A 21,292-nucleotide genomic window follows, 5' to 3' on the forward strand; every position below is an offset into this window, starting at 1 on the left:
AAAAAATATCCCTATCAGCAAAATAATCACAGTTAACCCATTAAATTTTTTTAAAAAATACACAAAATGAATGCAACTAACTTTTTTGACTGATAAAGTAAAATCAATTTCAAAGTGACAGGGTTTTACGATGAATAAAAAAATGATAGACGACTTAGCTAATGCAAAAGGCATAGAAACGAACTATCGAGATGCTTGGGGCAAGGACATGCAGGTTGATACCCGTAGTAAAGCCAGTATTCTGCAATCTATGGGTTATGATATCAGTAGCCAATCGGCACTGAATGAACAACTCGAACAAGAAAAACAAGACTTTTGGTTAACTGCATTAGATCCAGTTAAAGTATTTAGGCAAAAAGACAGTTTTGATATAGAGGTTAGAGTGCCGATAGCTTTGGCGACCGAAACGCTCACCCTTTCATTGACTTGTGAAAATGCCCAAACACCCCGTCGTTTTCCTCTTAAGCCGGTCGACTGTGAAATGATAGATGTTGCAGAGATTGATGGTTACGAGTATCAAGAATACCTATCACAAATACCTATTGATTGTGAGCTTGGTTACCATACTTTGCAATTATTAACGCCCGACGGCCAGATAATTGGTGAGCAATTATTAATTGTCGCGCCAGATAAATGTTACCAACATCCAGCGGTTGCTAACGGTGGACGTGTTTGGGGCATTAACGTGCAATTGTACTGCTTACGTTCAGAACACAACTTTGGTATTGGTAATTTTACTGATTTAAAACAGTTAATTGAACAGTCAGCCGAGACAGGTTGTCAGTTTATTGGTTTAAATCCGATTCATGCGTTATATCCTAATTGCCCGGAATCAGCCAGCCCGTATAGTCCTTCTTCACGACGCTGGTTAAACATTATGTACATAGATCCACTTGCTGTTGCCGGGTTTGATGCATGTAAAAGAGCACAAAGTTTGTATCATTCTAGCGGGTTCCAAAAGAAATTAGCCTCAGCACGAGCCGCTGAGTATGTGGATTATTTGGCAGTTAGCGAACTTAATCTTCCTCTGCTGAAAATCTTACACCAGCACTTTCGTTCTGAGATCCTAGCTAAAGATGGCAATTTAACCGTTGCGTATAAAAACTTTCTTGCCCGCGGGGGAGAACCACTCAAACAACAAGCTGTATTTGATGCAATTCAAGAAACCCTTACTCAACAAGGCATCAATGCTTGGGGGTGGCCGAGTTGGCCCGAAGCGTTAAATCGAGCCGATAAACCTGCGGTTGCCGAATTTGCTGAGCAGCATGCTGAGTTAGTCGATTTTTATATATGGTGTCAGTGGTTAGCGCAAACCCAATTAGACGAATGTCAGCAACTGGCTTTAGATAAAGGCATGAAAATTGGATTATACCGAGATTTAGCCGTGGGTGTTAGCTCAGGGAGTGCTGAAATTTGGGCAAATCATTCAATTTATTGCCATCAAGTGAGTGTTGGGGCACCCCCAGATCCACTCGGACCTTTGGGTCAAAATTGGGGCTTGCCGCCGATTGAACCGAACCGTTTATATCAGCAAAAGTACCAAACACTTATCAATTTGTACCGTGATAATATGCGAGCTTGTGGGGCTTTGCGTATTGATCATGTGATGGCACTATTGCGTTTATGGTGGGTGCCAAAAGACGCACAAGCGACAGATGGCGCCTACGTGTATTACCCAATAGATGATATTTTAGGGATTTTATGTCTTGAAAGCCATCGTAACAAATGTATGGTGGTAGGCGAAGATTTAGGCACTGTGCCTGACGGGATACGTGAAATATTCGCCGAAAACGGTCTTTATTCGTATAAAGTCTTTTTCTTTGAAACAGCGGAAGACGGTGGATATTTATCGCCCGCACATTATCCATCACAATCGTTAGCCGCACTTACCACCCACGACCTGCCAACTTTGCCTGGCTTCTGGGAGTGCGAAGATTTAAAACTGGGCGAGCGTTTAGGCATTTATCAAAGTGGTGAACAATTAGATGGTTTGTTTCATCAACGTCACCATGCAAAACAGCGGATCCTTGACAGTTTGCATGGGCATGGTGTTTTACCAGACGATTTTGCGCGCGATGTATTCGCCGTTGGCGGCATGGATTGGACGTTAAATTCAGCGTTTCAGTGTCATTTAGCCAGTACACAAGCCGCTTTTTTAAGCTTACAACTGGAAGATGCGTTGCAAATGTATAGTCCTGTCAATGTGCCAGGCACGAGTGATGAATACCCTAACTGGCGTCGAAAGTTGAGCCGTAACTTGGTGGATATCTTTAACGATGAAAAAATAATGGGTTTGTACCGAAAATTAAATCAGATCCGTATAACTAACTGACATAAACAATGGCAATGCGTCAAATGGCCAACTAATATTAAAGAGCAAAGCTTGAGCGTATTAAAGATTGGCCGCTGAATCACTTAGCGTGAGCGGTCAACAAAGAATGTTTGCGTTTCATTATTATAAACATGCAACTACAGGACAGAGTATGCTGGTAGATAAATTACAAGAAGCTAGATTAACCCACCCATTTAATTATCTTGGGCGTCATGTTGACGAAAAGGGCGACACCCTAATCCGCGTTTGGGCCCCTCACGCAAGACTCATTGAAATTATTGACCACAGTTCAGGTGAGCCGGTTGGTTCTTTGACCAGTGAAGATGAAAAAGGGTTATTTAGTGAGCGCTTTACTGGCTTAAGCGATGATTTTGTTTACCGTTTGAAAATCACTAATGAGCAAGATACGTACGAAGTTTTAGACCCATATCAGTTTCAGCAAGCGGCCTATCATGCAGTCCATTATGTGACCATGAAACCACAAAATGTTTATAATCAGTTAGGTGCTCAACTTATTGATCTGCCGATGCCAAACGGGCAAAGTGTTCGAGCGACTCGGTTTGCTGTTTATGCCCCAAATGCAGTTGCTGTAAGTCTGATCAGCGACATTAATTTTTGGGATGGCCGCATGCACCCAATGCAAAAAACCGACTGTGGTCACTGGGTATTAGTAATGCCAGAGATGGGACCAGGCAGTAAATATAAATTTGAAATTAAAGATCCTTTAGGTAATCGCTTGCCTCACAAATCGGATCCTGTTGGGTTTTCTGCCGAACAATACCCATCCCATACGTCTATTGTTTACGACCATTCTACCTATCAGTGGAAAGATAAAGAATGGCTAGAAGAGCAAGCTTGTATTGATCGCTACCGCACCCCAATGTCTATTTACGAGTTACATGCTAGCAGTTGGAAAGCACACTTTAATAATGACGGGCGCAAACCCTTAAGTTACCACGAGCTTGCCGAGCAGTTGGTTGCTTACGTCAAAGATATGGGCTACACACATATAGAATTATTGCCGATTTCCGAGTTTCCGTACGACGGTTCTTGGGGGTATCAGCCGGTCGGTTTGTTTGCGCCAACCAGTCGGTTTGGCTCACCTGATGATTTTAAGTTTTTTGTTGATACCTGCCACCAAAACAACATTGGGGTGATAATCGATTGGGTACCAGCACATTTCCCAGAAGATGGCCATGGTTTAGCACGTTTTGATGGCACTTATGTTTACGAATATGAAGATCCACGGCGTGGTTGGCATCCAGACTGGAACTCCTGCATTTACGACTTTGGTAAAGAAAATGTTCGTCAATTTTTAGTCGCTAGTGCGCTTTATTGGTTAGATAAATTTCATGTTGATGCGCTGCGCGTGGATGCCGTTGCGAGTATGTTATATTGGGATTATTCACGTAACGATGGTGAATGGGTTCCTAATGTTGATGGTGGTAACGAAAACTACGAAGCTGTAAGTTTGCTGCGTTGGTTTAATGAAGAAGTATACAAAAGCTTCCCTCATGCATTTACCATTGCCGAAGAGTCAACCGCGTTTCCAAAAGTTTCGCGACCAGTATTTGAAGGCGGTTTAGGTTTTGGGTTTAAGTGGAATATGGGCTGGATGCACGATAGCTTGCATTTTATTTCAAAAGATCCTGCGTACCGAAAATACCATCACAACGAAATTACTTTTTCGATGGTTTATGCATATAACGAAAACTTTATTTTACCGATTTCACACGATGAAGTTGTCCATGGCAAAGGATCTCTGTTGAATAAAATGCCTGGTGATGAATGGCAAGCTGCTGCCAACCACAGATGTTATGCCGCATTTATGTATGGCCATCCGGGTAAAAAACTTAATTTTATGGGCAATGATATCGGTCAGGGGAACGAGTGGAATTACCAAGGCAGCGTTGAATGGCACCTGTTAGAGTTTGATAAACATAAAGGCATTCAAAACCTATATCGAGATCTGAATAAATTATATACCAGTTATCCTGCTTTATATGAAAACGATCATGAGCCAGGAGGGTTTGAATGGATAGAGCATCAAGATGCGGGTCAAAGCATTTTATCTTTTGTTCGTTTTAATCGTGATAAATCAGAAGCCATCTATGTGCTTTGCAACTTTACTCCTATCCCAAGAGATGGTTATCGGATAGGTGTTAAAGAAGCGGGTAAATACAAATTGATATTAAACACCGATGATAAAAAATATTGGGGTAGTGGTTATGGCAAAGTAGTTGAATTTGAAGCGCAAGATCATACTTGGCAAGGGCAACCCTATTCAATTATGTTAGATTTGCCACCACTTGCGAGTGTTTATGTCGTCAAGGTAGTGGAGTAACGGATGACAGCTAAGTCGCAGCATAACTTTACAATGGATGTCGGATCGGCAAGCCGGCTTGGTGCTTATTATGTTGAAGGTGAGGGCACTTATTTTGCAGTATATTGCCCAGATGCCGAACAAGTTGATTTATGTTTGTTTGATGCTGATGAGCAGCAAATAGCACAACTGAGTATGCCAGGAAAACATGGCCGTATTTGGCATACTTTAGTTAAAGAAGTCAAACCAGGTCAATTATATGGTTACCGAATACACGGGCGTTATGACCCAGAAGCCGGGCTTTTTCAATCACCACAAAAACTGCTGATTGACCCCTATGCAAAAGGCCTTAACCGGCCCGTTTGCTGGGATGAACGTTTTTACCAAGATGACTCACAGCACATGATGCCCAAAAGCATAGTCCAGCCTGCTTGTGAGTTTGACTGGCAAGATACGGCAAAGCCAAAAGTACCAGATTCAGACACTATACTATATGAATTACATGTCAAAGGCTTTACCAAAAACCATCCAAAGGTTAAAAAAAGCTTACGTGGAACCTATTTAGGATTATGCCAACCAGAAGTGATTGAGTATATTAAATCACTGGGGGTTACTAGTGTCCAACTCATGCCAGTTATGGCGTTTATGAGTGAACCTAGGTTAACCGAGATGGGGCTAAGCAATTATTGGGGTTATAACCCCATCAACTTTTTTACGCCAGATCCAAGGTACGGTGATAAAAATTCGACTGAAGAGTTTAAAATTTTAGTGCGTGAATTTCACCGCCATGGTCTAGAAGTTATCATGGACGTGGTATTTAACCATAGTGCAGAAGCAGGGATAGATGGCCCGGTATTGTCTTTTAGAGGGTTCGATAACCGTAACTTCTACATGTTTGAGACGGTTGATGGCAAAAAAGATTATTCACGTTACGTGAATAATACAGGGTGTGGTAATAGCATAAACTTAGATAACCCTTACGTATTACAACTAGTAACGGATTCGTTGCGGTATTGGGTACAAGAAATGCAAGTAGATGGTTTTAGATTCGACCTTGCTGTTAGCCTGGCGCGAGAAGGGGATGATTTTGACCATTATTCGGCATTTTTTAAAGTTTTGTTCCAAGATCCCTTATTAAGTCAGGTTAAGCTGATTGCTGAACCTTGGGATATAGGTTGGGGTGGTTACCGGTTAGGGCAATTTCCTGAAAATTGGCACGAATGTAATGATAAATTTCGCGATACCTGCCGCGGCTTTTGGCGATCCGATAAAGGCTTATTAGGTGATTTTGCCACTCGTTTTATGGGCTCTCGGGATGTCTTTTTAAAAGATTTACGATCGATTAATACCAGTGTTAATTATATTGCTTACCATGATGGTTTCACCTTACACGACCTGGTTAGCTATGAGCAGAAACATAACCAAGCAAATGGTGAAAATAATCGGGATGGCCATGGTCATAACTTATCACGCAACTATGGTGTCGAAGGACCAACACGCAGCCGAAAAATTAATAACGTAAGACAAAAACAAAAGCGAAACCTGATAGCGACTTTATTTTTGTCTCAAGGGACACCGCATTTTTTAGCGGGTGATGAAATTGGCCGCACTCAAACGGGTAACAATAACGCTTATTGTCAAGATAACCCAATCAGTTGGTTAGACTGGCAAACAACCACAGCCGACGAAGTTTTATTAGACTTTGTTCGTTTTATGATAGAGCTGCGTCACTCCAGCTGTTTATTCCGGTCGCTAAACTTAGCGGATGATAATTACTTTTTAAGTACTCATGATCATAAAGTAAACTGGTATCATCATTCGGGAAGCAAAATGCAAACCGAACACTGGCATGATTATGATAATCAAACTTTGGCCGTAGAATTATCGTTTCAAGCTTATGAAGATGAAGGGCAAAAAGATAAATATCTAATTATATTTAACGCCAGTGCGACCGATACGCATTTTAGGCTGCCCAAACTGCCAGTCGGCCAACATTGGTATTTATTGTTTGATACCTCGATTGTAAAAAGTTGGCGCAAAAGACCAAAAATGCTAGAAGGTGGTTACTGGCAAGAAAACTTAAGTCTGAGTGTATTAAAACGGTCATAACATCTTATTGATAATGTCATAAAGATGATTTATGGCTTTTATTATCTATATAAACTACTTGTATAGCTCGAACCCTCTCTAAAGCCCCTCAGTTGCTGGTGACTAAGGGGCTTTTTAGCTACAATGCTCGCCACTTTATCAGCAGTAAAAAACAGGAAAATCTAGTACTATGTCAAATTCTGCAAACCCCTGCCAAATTGGCTTAATCGGTTTAGGTGTCATGGGTAAAAACCTTGGCTTAAATCTAGCAGATAATGGTTATTCAGTAGCCGCTTTTGATCTAGACAATGAAAAAGTCCAAGGGATTCTAGATCAAGATAGTGCTGAGCGTGGCGACAAGGCTCCGCGTATTTCTGGCTGCAATTCTTTTGAAGACATGTTAGCCAAATTAGAAAAACCCTATTTAATTGTATTGTCGATCCCAGCCGGTAAACCGGTTGATATTGTGTGTGGTAAATTATTAGAACTTGGTTTGTCGTTAGACGATATTATCGTAGATACGGGTAATAGTTTATGGACAGATACCGTTGAGCGTGAGCAAAAGTACCAAGGCAAGTTTACTTTTTTCAGTTGCGCCGTATCTGGTGGAGAAGTGGGAGCGCGTTTTGGACCTTCATTGATGCCATCAGGGAACAAGTCTGGTTGGGCTCGGTTAGAGCCAGTTTTACATGCAATTTCGGCAAAAGTTGACCCTGCAACAGGTTTACCTCTAGAAAATAATCAACCGGGTAAACCAGTCACCCAAGGTGAGCCCTGTGCCGCTTATATTGGTCCAGCGGGTGCCGGCCACTATGTTAAAATGGTTCACAATGGCATTGAATACGCCGACATGCAGTTAATTTGTGAGGCTTACCAAACGTTAAGAACCGCATTAGACCTGCAACCAAAAGAAATTGCCGAGATCTTTAGAGCTTGGAACAAAGGTCCATTAAATAGCTATTTGATCGAAATATCAGCAGAAGTACTTGCTCAAGACGATCCTGTTACCGGTGAGCCAATTGTTGATAAAATTTTAGATGTAGCTGGACAAAAAGGCACAGGATTATGGACAGCATTAAGTAGTTTAGAAATCGGCTCTCCAGCAATGGCAGTCACTGCTTCTGTTTACGCCCGTGGTCTATCAGGATTAAAAGATAACCGAGTTAAAGCCGCTAAAATACTATCAGGTCCAGCAGAAACTAAAGTATGTGATAGCGAAAAAGAAGCGTTTATTAAACGAGTTCATGACGCACTTTATTGTTCAAAAATCTGTGCATACGCGCAAGGTTTTGAATTAATGAAAAAGCAAGGTGAATTACAAGGTTGGGACTTAGACTTTGCCGCCATTGCTAAAATTTGGCGCGCGGGCTGTATTATTCGAGCAGTTTTTTTGCAGTCAATTACCGATGCGTTTAATAAAAACCAAGATCTTGAAAATCTATTAATGGACGACTTTTTTGCCAGCCAAATTGACAGTTTCCAAGCAAACTGGCGCGAGTCTATTGTTGATGGTGTGCGTTTAGGTGTTCCTATGCCATGTTTTACTTCGTCATTATCTTATTACGATAGCTACCGAAGTGAAACAACTGCCGCTAACCTGTTACAAGGTCAGCGTGACTTTTTCGGCTCTCATACCTTTGAAAGAACCGATCAGCCACGTGGTGAGTTTTACCACATCAACTGGTCTGGCGATCGCGACCAAGTTCGCATTAAATAATCGCATTTTTAACAACCGATCCCGCGCCAATCTTATCGACTGGCGGTTGGCACCGCCAACGGCGTTGCCAACAAGTCGCAAACGCTCGCGGCGTTCGCAAAACAGTGCGCTATGTCCAGCGTCAACCGTATCTCTCGGTCTTGTTTGCTGCCCATCTATACGCAACTAATCAAGTTGTTGGCAAAATTGTTTAATTAATGCTGCCACTCTTGTTCTAAAAACTCAGCGTTACCGTTTTCGAGTTTTACTTCATATTTGGCTTCGTTACCCGAATCATCTCGTGTATAAAATTCATAGATGACTTCGCCTGTGGTTTGTTCACTTTCGATAATACGTTTGGCTTTGATGTTTGGGTATTTAGCTTGCAGGGCCTCAACGACCTTTTGCGGAGTTTCTTGTATCCTTAGGTCACGTTGGATCTCAACAATTTCCCATTGACCATCCCGCAACATCATATCAAATTCTATCTCATTGCCATTTTTGTCCAAACCTTCAATGTCGATGTAGGTATTACCATGTTTAAATTCTTTTTCGGCTTCTTTAGGTGTAAAACCTGGCCGTGCTTGTTTAATTACTTCTTTAGCTTGTGCAGGGATCTCTTCCAGCGTGAGTTCAACCTTTTCGTGTAAGCTCGCACCTATTTGTTCCTGATCAGTACATGAGGCAAAAGTGGTCATTGCAACAGAGACTAATAATACCGACTGTAATGATTTCATGTTAGCTTTCATTTTAACTCCTGTATTAACATTGATTTTAAATTGTTTTACAAAATGGTAGATCAAAATTCAATTAATAGCTACATATTGTCAATCAATAAATGATTACTGGAGTAAAAATAAAAGAAATTGCCCGTCACTGACGACGTCGTGCACTATGCTGATCGCACTGTCGGTAATTTCCTCAAAAAGCCGCAAACGTAGGTTGGCTCCGCCAACGGCGTTGCCAACAAGCCGATCACCGCCGTAGGCGTTGGCGACATTTCCGAAATAGTCAATTCGATTGTTTTTAGCCGATGGGCAATAGTCTCGCGCGAGCCGGTTTAATGTCGATAAGGTTGGCGCTGGATCGTTTGCGAGAAATGCGTCACCAGCAAGGAGGCTGGTGTCGAGCCTATAGGGGCGAAGTTTGCAAAACTGAGCGCGCAAGCAGGAGCTGAAGCCGGGCTTAAGCGAGGATAAGATATCCGAAGCTTAAGGGTTTACGGCGTCATTTGGAGTAAATGTCCAGTGTCAACCGCGGCCACGAGCGCGCATAGGGTTGCGCATGGTTGTTCGTCGATCAATGCAGGTTCAGCGGTGTTTGCAGTTGTTCGCAACGCCTGCGGCGGTGCGCACCTACGCTTTTCTGCGGCTTTTGACGTAAATGTCCAGTGTCAACCGCGGCAACGAGCGTGTTTGTGACTTGTCGCCAACGCCTGCGGCGGTGGGCGACCTACGAAAGACGTGAGTCGTAAGCCAATACCTCAAGGCAGGGCCTGATCTTGGGGGAGCAAATAACCGCCGGCTGAGCGGCGATTATTTGTAGATTTGACGAATGTTTAAAAGCTTGCGCTTTTGGGTGCGCGTGGGAATGGGATAACATCGCGTACGTTTTGTACACCCGTTACATAAGCGACTAATCGCTCAAAACCTAAACCGAATCCACCATGCGGCACACTGCCATAGCGGCGTAAATCACGATACCAATAATAATCGGCCGGATCTAACGACATCTCCTGCATTCGCATATCTAAAATGTCCAAACGTTCTTCACGTTGACTGCCACCTATAATTTCCCCTATGCCGGGTGCTAATACATCCATAGCCGCAACAGTTTTGAGATCATCATTTAAACGCATATAAAACGCTTTAATGTCTTTTGGATAATTTTGCAAAATCACGGGTCCACCAACATGTTTTTCGGCTAAATAACGCTCGTGTTCAGACGACAAGTCGATACCCCATTCAACTGGGAACTCAAATTTCTGCCCCGAATTTTGTAAAATCTCGATCGCATCCGTGTAATCCATACGCACAAATTCAGATTCAGACAAACTTTTTAAACGATCAATAACCCCTTTTTGCACTCGTAAATCAAAAAATTCCAAATCATCCATGCGCTCTTTAAGAACCGCTTTAAACACATACTTCAACATGGCTTCAGCGCAGCTCGCGACTTGGCTTAAATCGGCAAACGCAATTTCGGGTTCAACCATCCAAAACTCAGCAAGGTGACGGCTGGTATTTGAATTTTCAGCTCTAAACGTAGGTCCAAAAGTATACACTTTAGACAAAGCACAGGCATAAGTTTCTACATTAAGCTGACCAGATACGGTTAAAAAAGTTTCTTTACCAAAAAAGTCTTCACTAAAGTCAACTTCACCTTTATCAGTCATGGGTGGGTTTACAGTATCTAAAGTTGAAACTCTGAACATTTCACCAGCCCCTTCGGTATCACTGGCTGTGATTATCGGAGTTGCGATCCACTGAAAACCATTTTCATGAAAAAATCTATGGATAGCTTGAGCTAAACAGTTACGCACTCGGGTCACAGCACCAATTAAATTGGTGCGCGGACGTAAGTGAGCATGTTCTCGTAAATACTCAACAGAGTGGCGTTTCGGTGCCATAGGATAGGTATCCGGATCTTCAACTAAGCCAACAATATGAATATCATCAGCAACAATTTCAAACGCCTGACCTTTGCCTTTTGATTCTACTAACTCACCTGTCACTTCTAACGAACAACTCGTGGTTAATTTAGTGATCTCAGCATAATTTTCCAATTTATTGTCAGCTACGATTTGAATTGGATCAAAACATGATCCATCATGTAAGTTGATAAATGAAAAATTGGGGTTGCTGCGAACGGTTCTAATCCAACCTTTAATAGTAACTTTTTGCCCAATTTGCTGTTTGCCTGCTAGCAGATCACTGATTGCAGTATGACTCATGTCAGGTATGCTCCGGAATATTTTGTTTTAATCTTTAACTGAAGGCGATATGTTACCGATTGCGCGGTGATAAACAAGCATTTAACGATGAAAAAAAGACAAAACGAGCGACGTAAAAAAACAGATCAGGTTATTTTATGGCGTCATTACATTAATATTCTCTGTTGGCTGAGCTTATGTTTAAGTTTAGTCTGGTTATGGTTGGCTGCGCCCGATCGAGTGCCAGGTTATGCGAGATATAAAGAAGTTGAATCCAGTTTTAGATTAGAGTGGGCAAGTGGATATCTCGATTTGTTATCGATTCAACTAATCTGTTGTATTTTATTATCTTGCATTGGTATTTGGCTTAATTTAAAACGACTTAAACGCAGTACTGATCATTTTCATATAAACGTCCCTGTCATCTTGGCTACGAGTGTTGCTGCTTTTGGTTGGGTTAAACTGGCGCTAAGTTAACCCTCTGTTTTATCGTTTGGACATTCAAGCCAGCTCTTAATGGCTTTTGCTAATCGTTTTATATCCGCTCTTTGGCTAATGTAAGGCGGCATTAAATAAACTAAACGACCAAAAGGTCTGATCCAGACACCACAGTCAACAAAATGCGCTTGAATCTTTTGCATATCCACTGGATTTTTGAGTTCAACCACGCCAATTGCCCCCAATACTCGCACTTCATCAACTTGCGGATAGTCAGCGAGCGGCTGTAACCATTCATTTAACCAGTTTTCTATTTGTTTTACTTGTAGCGCCCAATCATTTTTAAATAAAAGACTGATTGCGGCATTAGCCACTGCACACGCGAGCGGATTGCCCATAAATGTAGGCCCGTGCATAAACACCCCAGCTTGGCCCTTGCAAATGCCGTTGGCCACTTTTTCAGTTGTTAGGGTAGCCGCTAACGTCATATATCCTCCGGTTAACGCTTTGCCCAAACACAAAATATCTGGGCTGATATTCGCCCATTCACAAGCAAAAAGTTTACCTGTGCGGCCAAAACCAGTGGCGATCTCGTCCGCTATCAATAAAACATCATAACGCTCGCATAGTCGCTTTAACTCGGTCAAATATTGAGGATGATAAAAACGCATGCCACCTGCACCTTGAACAATTGGTTCAATGATGATGGCGGCAATTTCATTATGATATCGAGCAAGTCTGCTTTCCATTTCGACCATCGCCTCTGGCGTAAATGATTGTTTAAAACCAGCGGCAGGCGATTCAACAAAGTGATGTTTTTGTAACACCTTATTAAATAAGTTGTGCATACCATTCACAGGATCACAAACAGACATAGCGGCAAAAGTGTCACCATGATAGCCGTTTCGCACCGTCAATAGTTTGCTTTTTTGCGGCTTGCCCTCACTGTGCCAATACTGCACCGCCATCTTGATTGCCACTTCAACACTAATTGATCCTGAATCGGCTAAAAATACCTTATCTAAACCAGCTGGCGTTAGCTCAACTAATTTTTTACATAAATCAATCGCTGGCTGATGGGTTAAACCGCCAAACATCACATGCGACATCTTTTCTGTTTGGCTGTGAATCGCTTGATTTAGCTCAGGATGATTATAACCATGGATCGCAGCCCACCAGCTGGACATGCCATCAATTAAATAACGGCCATCTTCTAGCACTATTTTATTTTCATAAGCGCGGCTCACCGGGTATACCGGTAAAGGTTTTGTTAACGAGGTATAAGGATGCCAAATATGGGTCTGATCAAACTTTAAATCCATCATTGTTTAATATTTAACCACCTGTAATCTTTTGTTATTTGATTTGGTTGACAGTCTAACCGAGATAATTAAACTAGCAACTAAATAATTAATAAGGTCAATCAAACAATGCAACCTGTTATCCGCCACGATTGGACGTTGGAAGAAATTCAAGCGCTATTCAAACTACCATTTAACGATTTATTATTTAAAGCTCATAGCACCCACAGGGCCTACTTTAATGCCAACGAAGTGCAGGTAAGCACCTTGCTGTCGATTAAAACGGGCGCATGTCCAGAAGATTGTAAATACTGCCCACAAAGCGCCAGATACGATACTGGGTTGCATAAAGAAAAACTGTTAGAAGTCAAAAAAGTGCTGGAAAAAGCCAAACAGGCTAAAAAAAATGGCTCGACTCGCTTTTGTATGGGGGCCGCATGGCGTAACCCCAAAGATAGAGATATTCCTTATATCGTAGAAATGATCAAAGGCGTTCGGGCGCTTAATTTAGAAACCTGTATGACGTTAGGCATGTTAAGCCGTGAACAAGCGATTACATTGCAACAAGCCGGGTTAGATTATTACAACCATAACCTCGACACTTCTCCCGAATATTATGGTGAAATCATTACCACCCGAACCTTTAAAGACCGACTTGATACGCTTGAAAATGTGCGTGCAAGTGGGATGAAAGTTTGCAGTGGTGGGATTGTTGGTATGGGTGAAAAAGCCAGCGACCGGGCGGGTTTAATCCGCAGCTTAGCGAATTTAGACGCGCATCCTGAAAGTGTGCCTATTAATATGCTTGTTAGAGTTGAAGGCACACCATTGGCTGATAATCAGGATTTTGATCATCTTGAGTTTATTCGCACTATTGCTGTCGCGCGCATCGTTTTGCCTAAATCTTATGTGCGCTTGTCGGCTGGTCGAACCGAAATGAGTGAAGAAATGCAAGCAATGTGCTTTTTTGCCGGTGCCAATAGTATCTTTTATGGCGAAAAATTATTAACCACAGAAAACCCTGAAGCCAACTCAGACATGCAACTGTTTAAAAAACTTGGCATCCAGCCTGAACAGCGTCGAGGTTATGATGATACAGTGACAGTTGCAGCTATATCAGAAGCCATTGGCGAAAGTCAAAACAAGGAAAGCGCTTTATTTTATAACGCAGCGTTGTAATTTTCATGTTGCCTACAACGCTTGTTGATCAATTAGCGCAGCGCAAGCGCCAGTTCGGTTATCGAACGCGGGTTCCCGTTCAACCGCAAGGCAGTTGCATCCGTATCGGGCAAAGCACCTACGTGAATTTTTCTGGCAATGACTACTTAGGTTTGGCTTCCGATGAAACCCTGCTTAAAGATTGTCAGGCACTAAAATTAAATTTGGGCAGCACTGGGTCACCGTTAATTAACGGTTATCATCCGGCGCATTTAGCGTTAGAAGAAGCCCTTTGTGATTGGTTAGGATTTGACCGCTGTTTATTATTTAGCAGTGGCTTTTCTGTTAATGAGTGCGTGCTTAAAACTTTAATGCAAAACCCCAACGATGTGATACTGCAAGATAAACTCAACCATGCTTCGTTGATCGACGGAGCACAGCAAGCAGTCGCTCAACATCAACGCTTTAAACACAATGACATGGCACATTTAGAATCTCGCCTAAAAAAAATTAATTGCTATTCTCTGGTGGTCAGTGAAGGGGTTTTTAGCATGGATGGCGATCAAGCACCGCTTGCACAGCTAACAAAACAATGCCACACATATCAAGCCGGTTTGATGATCGACGATGCACACGGATTAGGCGTTTTAGGTGGGCAAGGGCAAGGTTCATTAGGTCAACAAAATATTTGCAGTCAGCAAGTCGATATTTTCACCGCAACTTTTGGCAAAGCGATTGGCAGCAGTGGCGCTTTTGTTGCTGGCAGTGACCAGTTAATTGAGTATTTAGTGAATCACGCGCGAAGTTATATCTTTAGCACGGCGTTTTCGCCATGGCAGGCAGCGGCAACCCATTTAGCGGTTAAAAAAGTCATTGCTGAAAGTTGGCGGCGTGAGCGTTTGCAACAAAATATCGTTTATTTTAAACAGCAAATGCAATTTTTTGAGCTCGCAGACACAGGCTCAAGCAGTCATATCCAACCAGTGATTGTTGGTAGCAATCAAACCGCACTGGCGTTAGCTGAGGACCTTAGGCGCAGCGGATTTTGGGTCACTGCTATTCGTCCACCAACAGTGCCGGTTGGACAAGCCCGAATTCGCATTACGTTAACCAGCCTGCATAAAAAATCCCAGATTCAAGCGCTGTGTAAACAGATAGCCGTTAGTTTAAAAAATCACAAATGTTTGCTTGAGCAATCTGACCTCAATGTTTTTTCTGATCTCAGTGACCATAATAACTTTCAGGAGCCGAATAATGATTTGCAGTGAACCTGTTGGTAAACACGCTGTGTTTGTGCACCAGCATTTTTCGCGTGCCGCCAGCAGCTATGACCAAGCAGCCCGTTTGCAAAAACAGGTGATTATCAACGCACTTAATTATTTGCCAAAATCGCCAGCACAGCATGCAGCGTACAGCTGTTTAGATATTGGTTGTGGCACTGGCAACTTGTTAAATCATGCTTCATTTTCAAATTATACAGGTGTTGACTTAGCCGCAGGCATGTTGCAGCGTGCAAGGTGCAAATTTCCGTTAAAAAATACTCAGTTTATCCGAGCAGACGCTCACCATTTACCGTTTAAACACGACAGTTTTGATTTAATTTTTTCGTCTTTGGTGGTGCAATGGTGCCAGTTAACAAAAGTATTAACCGAAGCTTATCGGGTGCTTAAACCTGGAGGGCGTTTTTTATTTACGTCACTCACCAAAGGCACATTGGCCGAACTGCAAAATGCATTTTTAGCAATCGATCAGCAGACTCATGTAAACCAATTTATGTCTCAACCTGCACTGCAACAGTGCCTGCAAAACAGCAAATTTAATATCAAACAATTAGATTTTGTGCAGCAGCAAACAGACTATCAAAATGTGATGGCATTATTGCAGGAACTTAAGTCTATTGGCGCGAATACTGTCATCAACGGACAGCCGCGAAATTTATCTCGTACAACCCTTAAACGCTTAGAAGATAACTACCCCAAAACTCATGGCCAGGTGCTAGCCAGCTGGCAATTAGTGTATTGTTTATTGGAAAAATAAATGTCTCTCCAACCTATTTTTATCACAGCCACAGATACAGAATGTGGCAAAACGCGCATTGCTTGTGGATTCATTGATTTACTTAGCCAACAAGGTTTTACCGTTGCTGCATTTAAACCAATTGCAGCCGGTTGTGACCTGCTTGAGGGTCAGTTAAAAAATGAAGATGCACAATATTTATTAAAACATGCCAATGCCAAACAAAGTTATCAGCAAATCAATCCATTTGCATTCGCGCCCCCGATAGCACCTCATATTGCGGCGGCCCAAGTTGGTGTACCGCTTACAGTAGAAGCTCTTTTGCAGGCTTTTCATAATATTCAGTCGGTGAATGCTGATTATTTAGTTGTAGAGGGCGCTGGAGGGTGGCGGCTGCCACTAAACAGTCATCAATTTATGTCAGATTGGGTTGCACAGCAAAATATGGACGTCATTTTAGTTGTGGGTATGCGCTTAGGCTGCTTGAACCATGCCCTGCTAACGGTCGAATCTATTTTAGCTGCGGGCTGCAAAATCAAAGGCTGGGTTGCCAATACCCTAACGCCTGAACCTATGCCTTATTACCAAGAAAATTATAATTATTTGAACGAATATTTATTTTCGGTACATAATATAAGGTGTCTTGGCCAAGTTCCGTATTTGGCCGACGGAGAAAGTGCAGCTGATTATATTCAAATTAGCGATAACCTGTTTGCGCCGAGTTAGGCAAACGGGTTAAATTGAAACCCCGGGGGAGAACAATTAAATGGCATTACATGAAAGAGCTGGCCAGCCGGCCCAGAAGCAAGATTTAACCAATATTCCACGCCTTGTCAGTCAATATTATTTAAACAAACCTAATGCCGATCAATTGGTCAGTTTTGGCACATCAGGCCACCGTGGCTCAGCAGAAAATAGTAGTTTTACACAAACACATATTGCCGCTATTTGTCAGGCACTTGTTGAATATCGCCAGCAGCAAAATATTACCGGGCCTTTATATGTTGGCATGGATACCCATGCGTTATCTGAATGTGCGTTTGCAACAGCCATCGAAGTATTTGCCGCCAATCAGGTTAAGGTTAGAGTGCAACAGGGGCGAGGTTATACACCAACACCTGTTATCTCTCATGCAATCTTAACTCATAACTCAGAGGGCGGAACCGAGCTGGCAGATGGTGTTGTTATCACACCAAGCCATAATCCACCACAAGATGGTGGTTTTAAATATAATCCGCCAAACGGTGGACCAGCAGATACCCAAATTACTGATCAGATCCAACAGCGTGCAAACCAAATCATTTTAGACAAACCAGAAGACGTAAAACGTATGGCTTTTGCCGATGCTTGGGCGTCAGAGTGGGTTAGCGAATACGACTATATTCAACCTTATGTAGATGACTTAAAAAATGTTATTGATATGCAGGCCATTGCAGATTCGGGTTTAAAAATAGGGGTTGATCCTCTAGGCGGATCGGGCATAGATTATTGGCCAGTGATTGCCAAAACCTATGGTTTAAATATCGAAGTGGTAAACAATGCAGTCGATCCGACTTTTTCTTTTATGAGCTTGGATAAAGATGGCAAAATTCGGATGGACTGCTCATCGCCATACGCGATGGCCGGTTTAATTCAGCTGAAAGATAAATTTGATATCGCTTTTGGTAACGACCCAGATTATGATCGACATGGCATAGTCACGCCAAGTGGCGGTTTAATGAATCCAAACCATTATTTAGCGGTTGCGATTCAATATTTGTATACCCATCGTCCAGAATGGCGTCATGACTTAGCGATTGGAAAAACATTAGTTTCTTCGAGTATGATTGATCGAGTTGCTAAAGATCTGGGTAAACAATTAGCAGAAGTGCCGGTTGGTTTTAAATGGTTTGTGGACGGTTTATTTAAAGGCGAATTCGGTTTTGGTGGTGAAGAAAGTGCTGGCGCGTCATTTTTACGTAAAAATGGTCAGGTATGGTCAACGGACAAAGATGGCATAATTTTGGCGTTGTTGGCGGCTGAGATCACGGCTAAAACGGGTAAAGATCCGCATCAGCACTATATTGAGTTAACAGAAAAGTTTGCTCAACCTGTGTATACACGCATTGATGTGGCTGCCACTAAAGCGCAAAAATCTCTGCTAAAAAATCTGTCGGCTGACGCTGTAACGGCAGATACATTGGCGGGCGAGCCAATTTTGGCTAAACTTACACACGCACCGGCTAATAATGCAGCCATTGGCGGTTTAAAAGTAGTCACCGAAAATGGATGGTTTGCAGCGCGTCCTTCAGGGACAGAAGATATTTATAAAATTTATGCTGAAAGTTTTAAAGGTCAAGCCCACCTTGATCAGCTGATCAAAGAAGCTCAGCAACTAGTAGACACTGTTTTCAGCCAATAAAATAGCTTCCCCTCAAGAGCGCCAACCGCTTGACAGCTTAGCTGTCAGGCGGATTTTAAAACACAGGTTAACTTCCCAGAAGATTAAAAAGGACCCGTAATGGCGAAAAAAAACACCCAACAAGATGCAAAATGGCTTGATAAAAAGGCACTAAAAGACTGCATCATACATCATCTGCATTCAACACTCGGCACCGACGAAAATAAAGCTAGCAAAAAAGCCTGGTGGAACGCCACTTGCGCTGCGGTGAACGAATTGGTTTTTGAACGAGCCACACGAACACAAAAAACGCATTATCAACAGGATACTCGAGCCGTCCATTATTTTTCGCTTGAGTTTTTAATGGGGCGTTTATTAAAAAATAACCTCACGAATTTACAGGTCGATCAGGTGGTTTCTGATGCGCTGGCCGAACTCGGTTTAGATATTAACGAGCTTGCCGAAGAAGAGCCGGATATGGCGTTGGGAAACGGTGGTTTAGGTCGTTTAGCAGCCTGTTTTGTCGACTCTTTAGCCACATTGGGTTATCCAGCCATAGGGTATGGCATTCATTACGAACATGGTTTATTTACCCAGGATTTTCATCACGGCCGTCAGGTTGAACGTCCGGATTCATGGCGTGAATACGGCAACCCTTGGGAGATCTGCCGACCTGAGTCTATTCAAGAGATCCCTTTATACGGATATGTTGAAACTCGGTATGACGAAAATGGAAACATCAGTAAAGAATGGCATCCAGGACGCATAATCAAAGGTGTACCTTGGGATATACCTGTCGTTGGTTACGGCGCTAAAACGGTCAATATTTTACGTTTATGGGAAAGCCGAGCTTCCGACTTTTTTAACTGGGATGTTTTTAATGCGGGTGGTTATTTAGATGCCCAAGTTGAAAATGTGCAAGCTGAAACCATCTCTAAAGTATTGTACCCAAATGATAATACAGACGCAGGCAAAGAGCTGCGGTTAATGCAGCAATACTTTTTTTGTGCCTGTTCAATAAAAGATATCGTTCGACGTTATAAGCGGGCACATGGTGATGATTGGTCAGAGTTTACCAAACAGATTGTCATCCAGTTAAATGACACCCATCCAGCGATTGCCATTCCTGAGCTGATGCGGATTTTGGTCGACCGAGCGAATATGCAGTGGGATAAAGCATGGGATATTTGCCAGCAAGTTTTTGCTTATACCAACCATACTTTGTTACCTGAAGCACTAGAAAAATGGTCGGTTCGTTTATTCGAAAAAGTTTTGCCACGTCACTTAGAAATTATATATGAGATTAACCGTCGCTTTTTAGAGGATGTGGTCGAAAAAGTCTATCCCGGCAATGATGCCGTCAAGCGTAAACTCTCGATTATTGAAGAAGGGCACCAAAAAATGGTGCGTATGGGCAACTTGTCTGTTATAGCGAGCTTTAAAGTTAACGGGGTTGCCGAAATTCACTCTAAACTTGTTAAATCCGACTTGTTTCCTGAGTTTGATAAAATTTGGCCAAACAAGTTAACGAATGTAACCAATGGGGTCACGCCAAGACGCTGGTTAAAATCATGTAATCCATTGTTGTCAGATCTCATCAATAAACATGTGGACGAAGATTGGCCGGTCAATCTATACAAACTAAAACGTTTAGCCGATAAAGCGGATGATGCCGAATTTCAGCAAGCATTCTTGGCAATAAAATATCAAAACAAGGTTAAACTGGCTCAAGTTATTGAACAAGAAACTGGCATCAAAGTTGATCCTGAAGCTATGTTTGATATCCAGATTAAACGTTTGCACGAATATAAACGTCAGCAACTTAATCTGATCCATATTATGGCTTTATATAAGCGGCTATTAGAAAATCCAAATTATGAAATGCCTAAACGGGTATTTATTTTTGGTGCCAAAGCTGCACCCGGTTACCACATGGCAAAAGAAATCATTTATGCCATTAACCGAGTCGCCGAAAAGATCAATCAAGACAGCCGTATTAAAGACAAACTTAAAGTGGTCTTTTTACCAAACTACCGTGTCAGCTTAGCCGAAAAAATGATCCCCGCGGCAGACGTATCTGAGCAGATTTCACTGGCTGGTAAAGAAGCTTCAGGTACAGGTAATATGAAACTTGCGTTAAACGGGGCCATTACCATAGGGACCTTAGACGGGGCCAACATTGAAATTGCCGAAGAAGCTGGCGAAGACAATGTGGTCATATTTGGATTAGATGTGGATCAAGTCAAAGCAAAACGAGCACACGGTTATAATCCTTGGGATCATTATTATTCTAATAACGAGCTGAAGTGCGTTTTAGACTGGTTTGAAAGTGACTTTTTCACTCCAGGAAAACCCGGCGAATTAGCCGAAATTAAACGCAGTTTATTAGATTATGGTGATAGTTACCTTACCTTAGCCGATTTTGAATCTTACAGTGATGCGCATAAAAAGCTTGATAAATTATTTATTGATAGAGCGCGCTGGGCCAAGATGGCTATTATTAATACTGCCAGCATGGGTAAGTTTAACTCAGATCGTTCAATTCAAGATTATGTTGATCGCATTTGGCATTTAACCCCATGTACAATTAAATAAGGGTAACGGCTCTGCCAATCACTGTTTTAACAG

The 21,292-nt window shown here is 42.3% G+C and carries 14 protein-coding genes; 11 read left to right on the forward strand and 3 right to left on the reverse strand.

Going from position 1 to position 21,292, the window contains the following annotated elements; translation table 11 throughout:
- Window positions 1-130: 130 nt before the first annotated feature.
- The 4 genes from malQ (at window position 131) to gndA (ending at window position 8,460) form a co-directional block, all read left to right on the forward strand.
- On the forward strand, window positions 131-2,332 hold the full coding sequence (malQ, locus tag C727_RS0108910; protein WP_017445286.1) for a 4-alpha-glucanotransferase: 2,202 nt from the start codon (window positions 131-133) through the stop codon (window positions 2,330-2,332).
- Between the two features lie 151 nt (window positions 2,333-2,483).
- Window positions 2,484-4,676 (forward strand): 1,4-alpha-glucan branching protein GlgB, encoded by a 2,193-nt coding sequence (glgB, locus tag C727_RS0108915; protein ID WP_017445287.1) that lies wholly within the window; start codon window positions 2,484-2,486, stop codon window positions 4,674-4,676.
- 3 nt (window positions 4,677-4,679) lie between these two features.
- Window positions 4,680-6,764 (forward strand): glycogen debranching protein GlgX, encoded by a 2,085-nt coding sequence (gene glgX, locus C727_RS0108920; protein WP_017445288.1) that lies wholly within the window; start codon window positions 4,680-4,682, stop codon window positions 6,762-6,764.
- 169 nt (window positions 6,765-6,933) lie between these two features.
- Window positions 6,934-8,460, forward strand: a complete 1,527-nt coding sequence (gndA, locus tag C727_RS0108925; RefSeq protein WP_026052648.1) for an NADP-dependent phosphogluconate dehydrogenase — start codon at window positions 6,934-6,936, stop codon at window positions 8,458-8,460.
- A 194-nt stretch (window positions 8,461-8,654) separates the two neighbouring features.
- Here the strand turns inward: gndA and C727_RS0108930 are convergent, their stop codons facing one another.
- Window positions 8,655-9,188, reverse strand: coding sequence for a PDDEXK family nuclease (locus C727_RS0108930; RefSeq protein WP_017445291.1), 534 nt, complete (start codon window positions 9,186-9,188; stop codon window positions 8,655-8,657).
- Between the two features lie 809 nt (window positions 9,189-9,997).
- Window positions 9,998-11,392 (reverse strand): asparagine--tRNA ligase, encoded by a 1,395-nt coding sequence (asnS, locus tag C727_RS0108945; protein WP_017445294.1) that lies wholly within the window; start codon window positions 11,390-11,392, stop codon window positions 9,998-10,000.
- 87 nt (window positions 11,393-11,479) lie between these two features.
- Between asnS and C727_RS0108950 the strand changes: the two genes are divergently transcribed.
- Window positions 11,480-11,848, forward strand: a complete 369-nt coding sequence (locus C727_RS0108950) for a hypothetical protein (RefSeq protein WP_017445295.1) — start codon at window positions 11,480-11,482, stop codon at window positions 11,846-11,848.
- Here C727_RS0108950 and bioA read toward each other — a convergent pair.
- On the reverse strand, window positions 11,845-13,134 hold the full coding sequence (gene bioA / locus C727_RS0108955; RefSeq protein WP_026052649.1) for an adenosylmethionine--8-amino-7-oxononanoate transaminase: 1,290 nt from the start codon (window positions 13,132-13,134) through the stop codon (window positions 11,845-11,847). The two genes, C727_RS0108950 and bioA, sit on opposite strands and share 4 nt — an antisense overlap.
- Before the next feature lie 105 nt (window positions 13,135-13,239).
- On the opposite strand from bioA, the gene bioB reads away from it, so the two are divergent.
- The 6 genes from bioB (at window position 13,240) to C727_RS0108985 (ending at window position 21,259) form a co-directional block, all read left to right on the forward strand.
- Window positions 13,240-14,289 (forward strand): biotin synthase BioB, encoded by a 1,050-nt coding sequence (gene bioB / locus C727_RS0108960; protein ID WP_017445297.1) that lies wholly within the window; start codon window positions 13,240-13,242, stop codon window positions 14,287-14,289.
- A gap of 5 nt (window positions 14,290-14,294) precedes the next feature.
- Window positions 14,295-15,536, forward strand: a complete 1,242-nt coding sequence (locus tag C727_RS0108965; RefSeq protein WP_017445298.1) for an aminotransferase class I/II-fold pyridoxal phosphate-dependent enzyme — start codon at window positions 14,295-14,297, stop codon at window positions 15,534-15,536.
- A complete protein-coding gene (bioC, locus tag C727_RS18245) occupies window positions 15,523-16,305 on the forward strand; it encodes a malonyl-ACP O-methyltransferase BioC (RefSeq protein ID WP_017445299.1) in 783 nt (260 codons plus the stop codon). The genes C727_RS0108965 and bioC overlap by 14 nt, the downstream gene beginning before the upstream one ends.
- Entirely contained in the window at window positions 16,306-17,010 is a 705-nt protein-coding gene (bioD, locus tag C727_RS0108975) for a dethiobiotin synthase (protein WP_017445300.1), read from the forward strand.
- Between the two features lie 40 nt (window positions 17,011-17,050).
- The gene (gene pgm, locus C727_RS0108980; protein WP_017445301.1) at window positions 17,051-18,685 is read left to right on the forward strand and encodes a phosphoglucomutase (alpha-D-glucose-1,6-bisphosphate-dependent); all 1,635 of its coding nucleotides are present in this window, start codon (window positions 17,051-17,053) and stop codon (window positions 18,683-18,685) included.
- Between the two features lie 99 nt (window positions 18,686-18,784).
- On the forward strand, window positions 18,785-21,259 hold the full coding sequence (locus C727_RS0108985; RefSeq protein ID WP_017445302.1) for a glycogen/starch/alpha-glucan phosphorylase: 2,475 nt from the start codon (window positions 18,785-18,787) through the stop codon (window positions 21,257-21,259).
- Window positions 21,260-21,292: the final 33 nt, after the last annotated feature.

This window comes from Gayadomonas joobiniege G7 (assembly GCF_000300815.1).
Lineage (GTDB): Bacteria > Pseudomonadota > Gammaproteobacteria > Enterobacterales > Alteromonadaceae > Catenovulum > Catenovulum joobiniege.

Bases quoted from the DNA above. Each gene is read 5' to 3' on its own strand.
- malQ (WP_017445286.1), top strand. From the start codon at position 131: ATGAATAAAAAAATGATAGACGACTTAGCTAATGCAAAAGGCATAGAA.
- glgB (WP_017445287.1), top strand. From the start codon at position 2,484: ATGCTGGTAGATAAATTACAAGAAGCTAGATTAACCCACCCATTTAAT.
- glgX (WP_017445288.1), top strand. From the start codon at position 4,680: ATGACAGCTAAGTCGCAGCATAACTTTACAATGGATGTCGGATCGGCA.
- gndA (WP_026052648.1), top strand. From the start codon at position 6,934: ATGTCAAATTCTGCAAACCCCTGCCAAATTGGCTTAATCGGTTTAGGT.
- C727_RS0108930 (WP_017445291.1), bottom strand. From the start codon at position 9,188: ATGAAAGCTAACATGAAATCATTACAGTCGGTATTATTAGTCTCTGTT.
- asnS (WP_017445294.1), bottom strand. From the start codon at position 11,392: ATGAGTCATACTGCAATCAGTGATCTGCTAGCAGGCAAACAGCAAATT.
- C727_RS0108950 (WP_017445295.1), top strand. From the start codon at position 11,480: ATGAAAAAAAGACAAAACGAGCGACGTAAAAAAACAGATCAGGTTATT.
- bioA (WP_026052649.1), bottom strand. From the start codon at position 13,134: ATGATGGATTTAAAGTTTGATCAGACCCATATTTGGCATCCTTATACC.
- bioB (WP_017445297.1), top strand. From the start codon at position 13,240: ATGCAACCTGTTATCCGCCACGATTGGACGTTGGAAGAAATTCAAGCG.
- C727_RS0108965 (WP_017445298.1), top strand. From the start codon at position 14,295: ATGTTGCCTACAACGCTTGTTGATCAATTAGCGCAGCGCAAGCGCCAG.
- bioC (WP_017445299.1), top strand. From the start codon at position 15,523: ATGATTTGCAGTGAACCTGTTGGTAAACACGCTGTGTTTGTGCACCAG.
- bioD (WP_017445300.1), top strand. From the start codon at position 16,306: ATGTCTCTCCAACCTATTTTTATCACAGCCACAGATACAGAATGTGGC.
- pgm (WP_017445301.1), top strand. From the start codon at position 17,051: ATGGCATTACATGAAAGAGCTGGCCAGCCGGCCCAGAAGCAAGATTTA.
- C727_RS0108985 (WP_017445302.1), top strand. From the start codon at position 18,785: ATGGCGAAAAAAAACACCCAACAAGATGCAAAATGGCTTGATAAAAAG.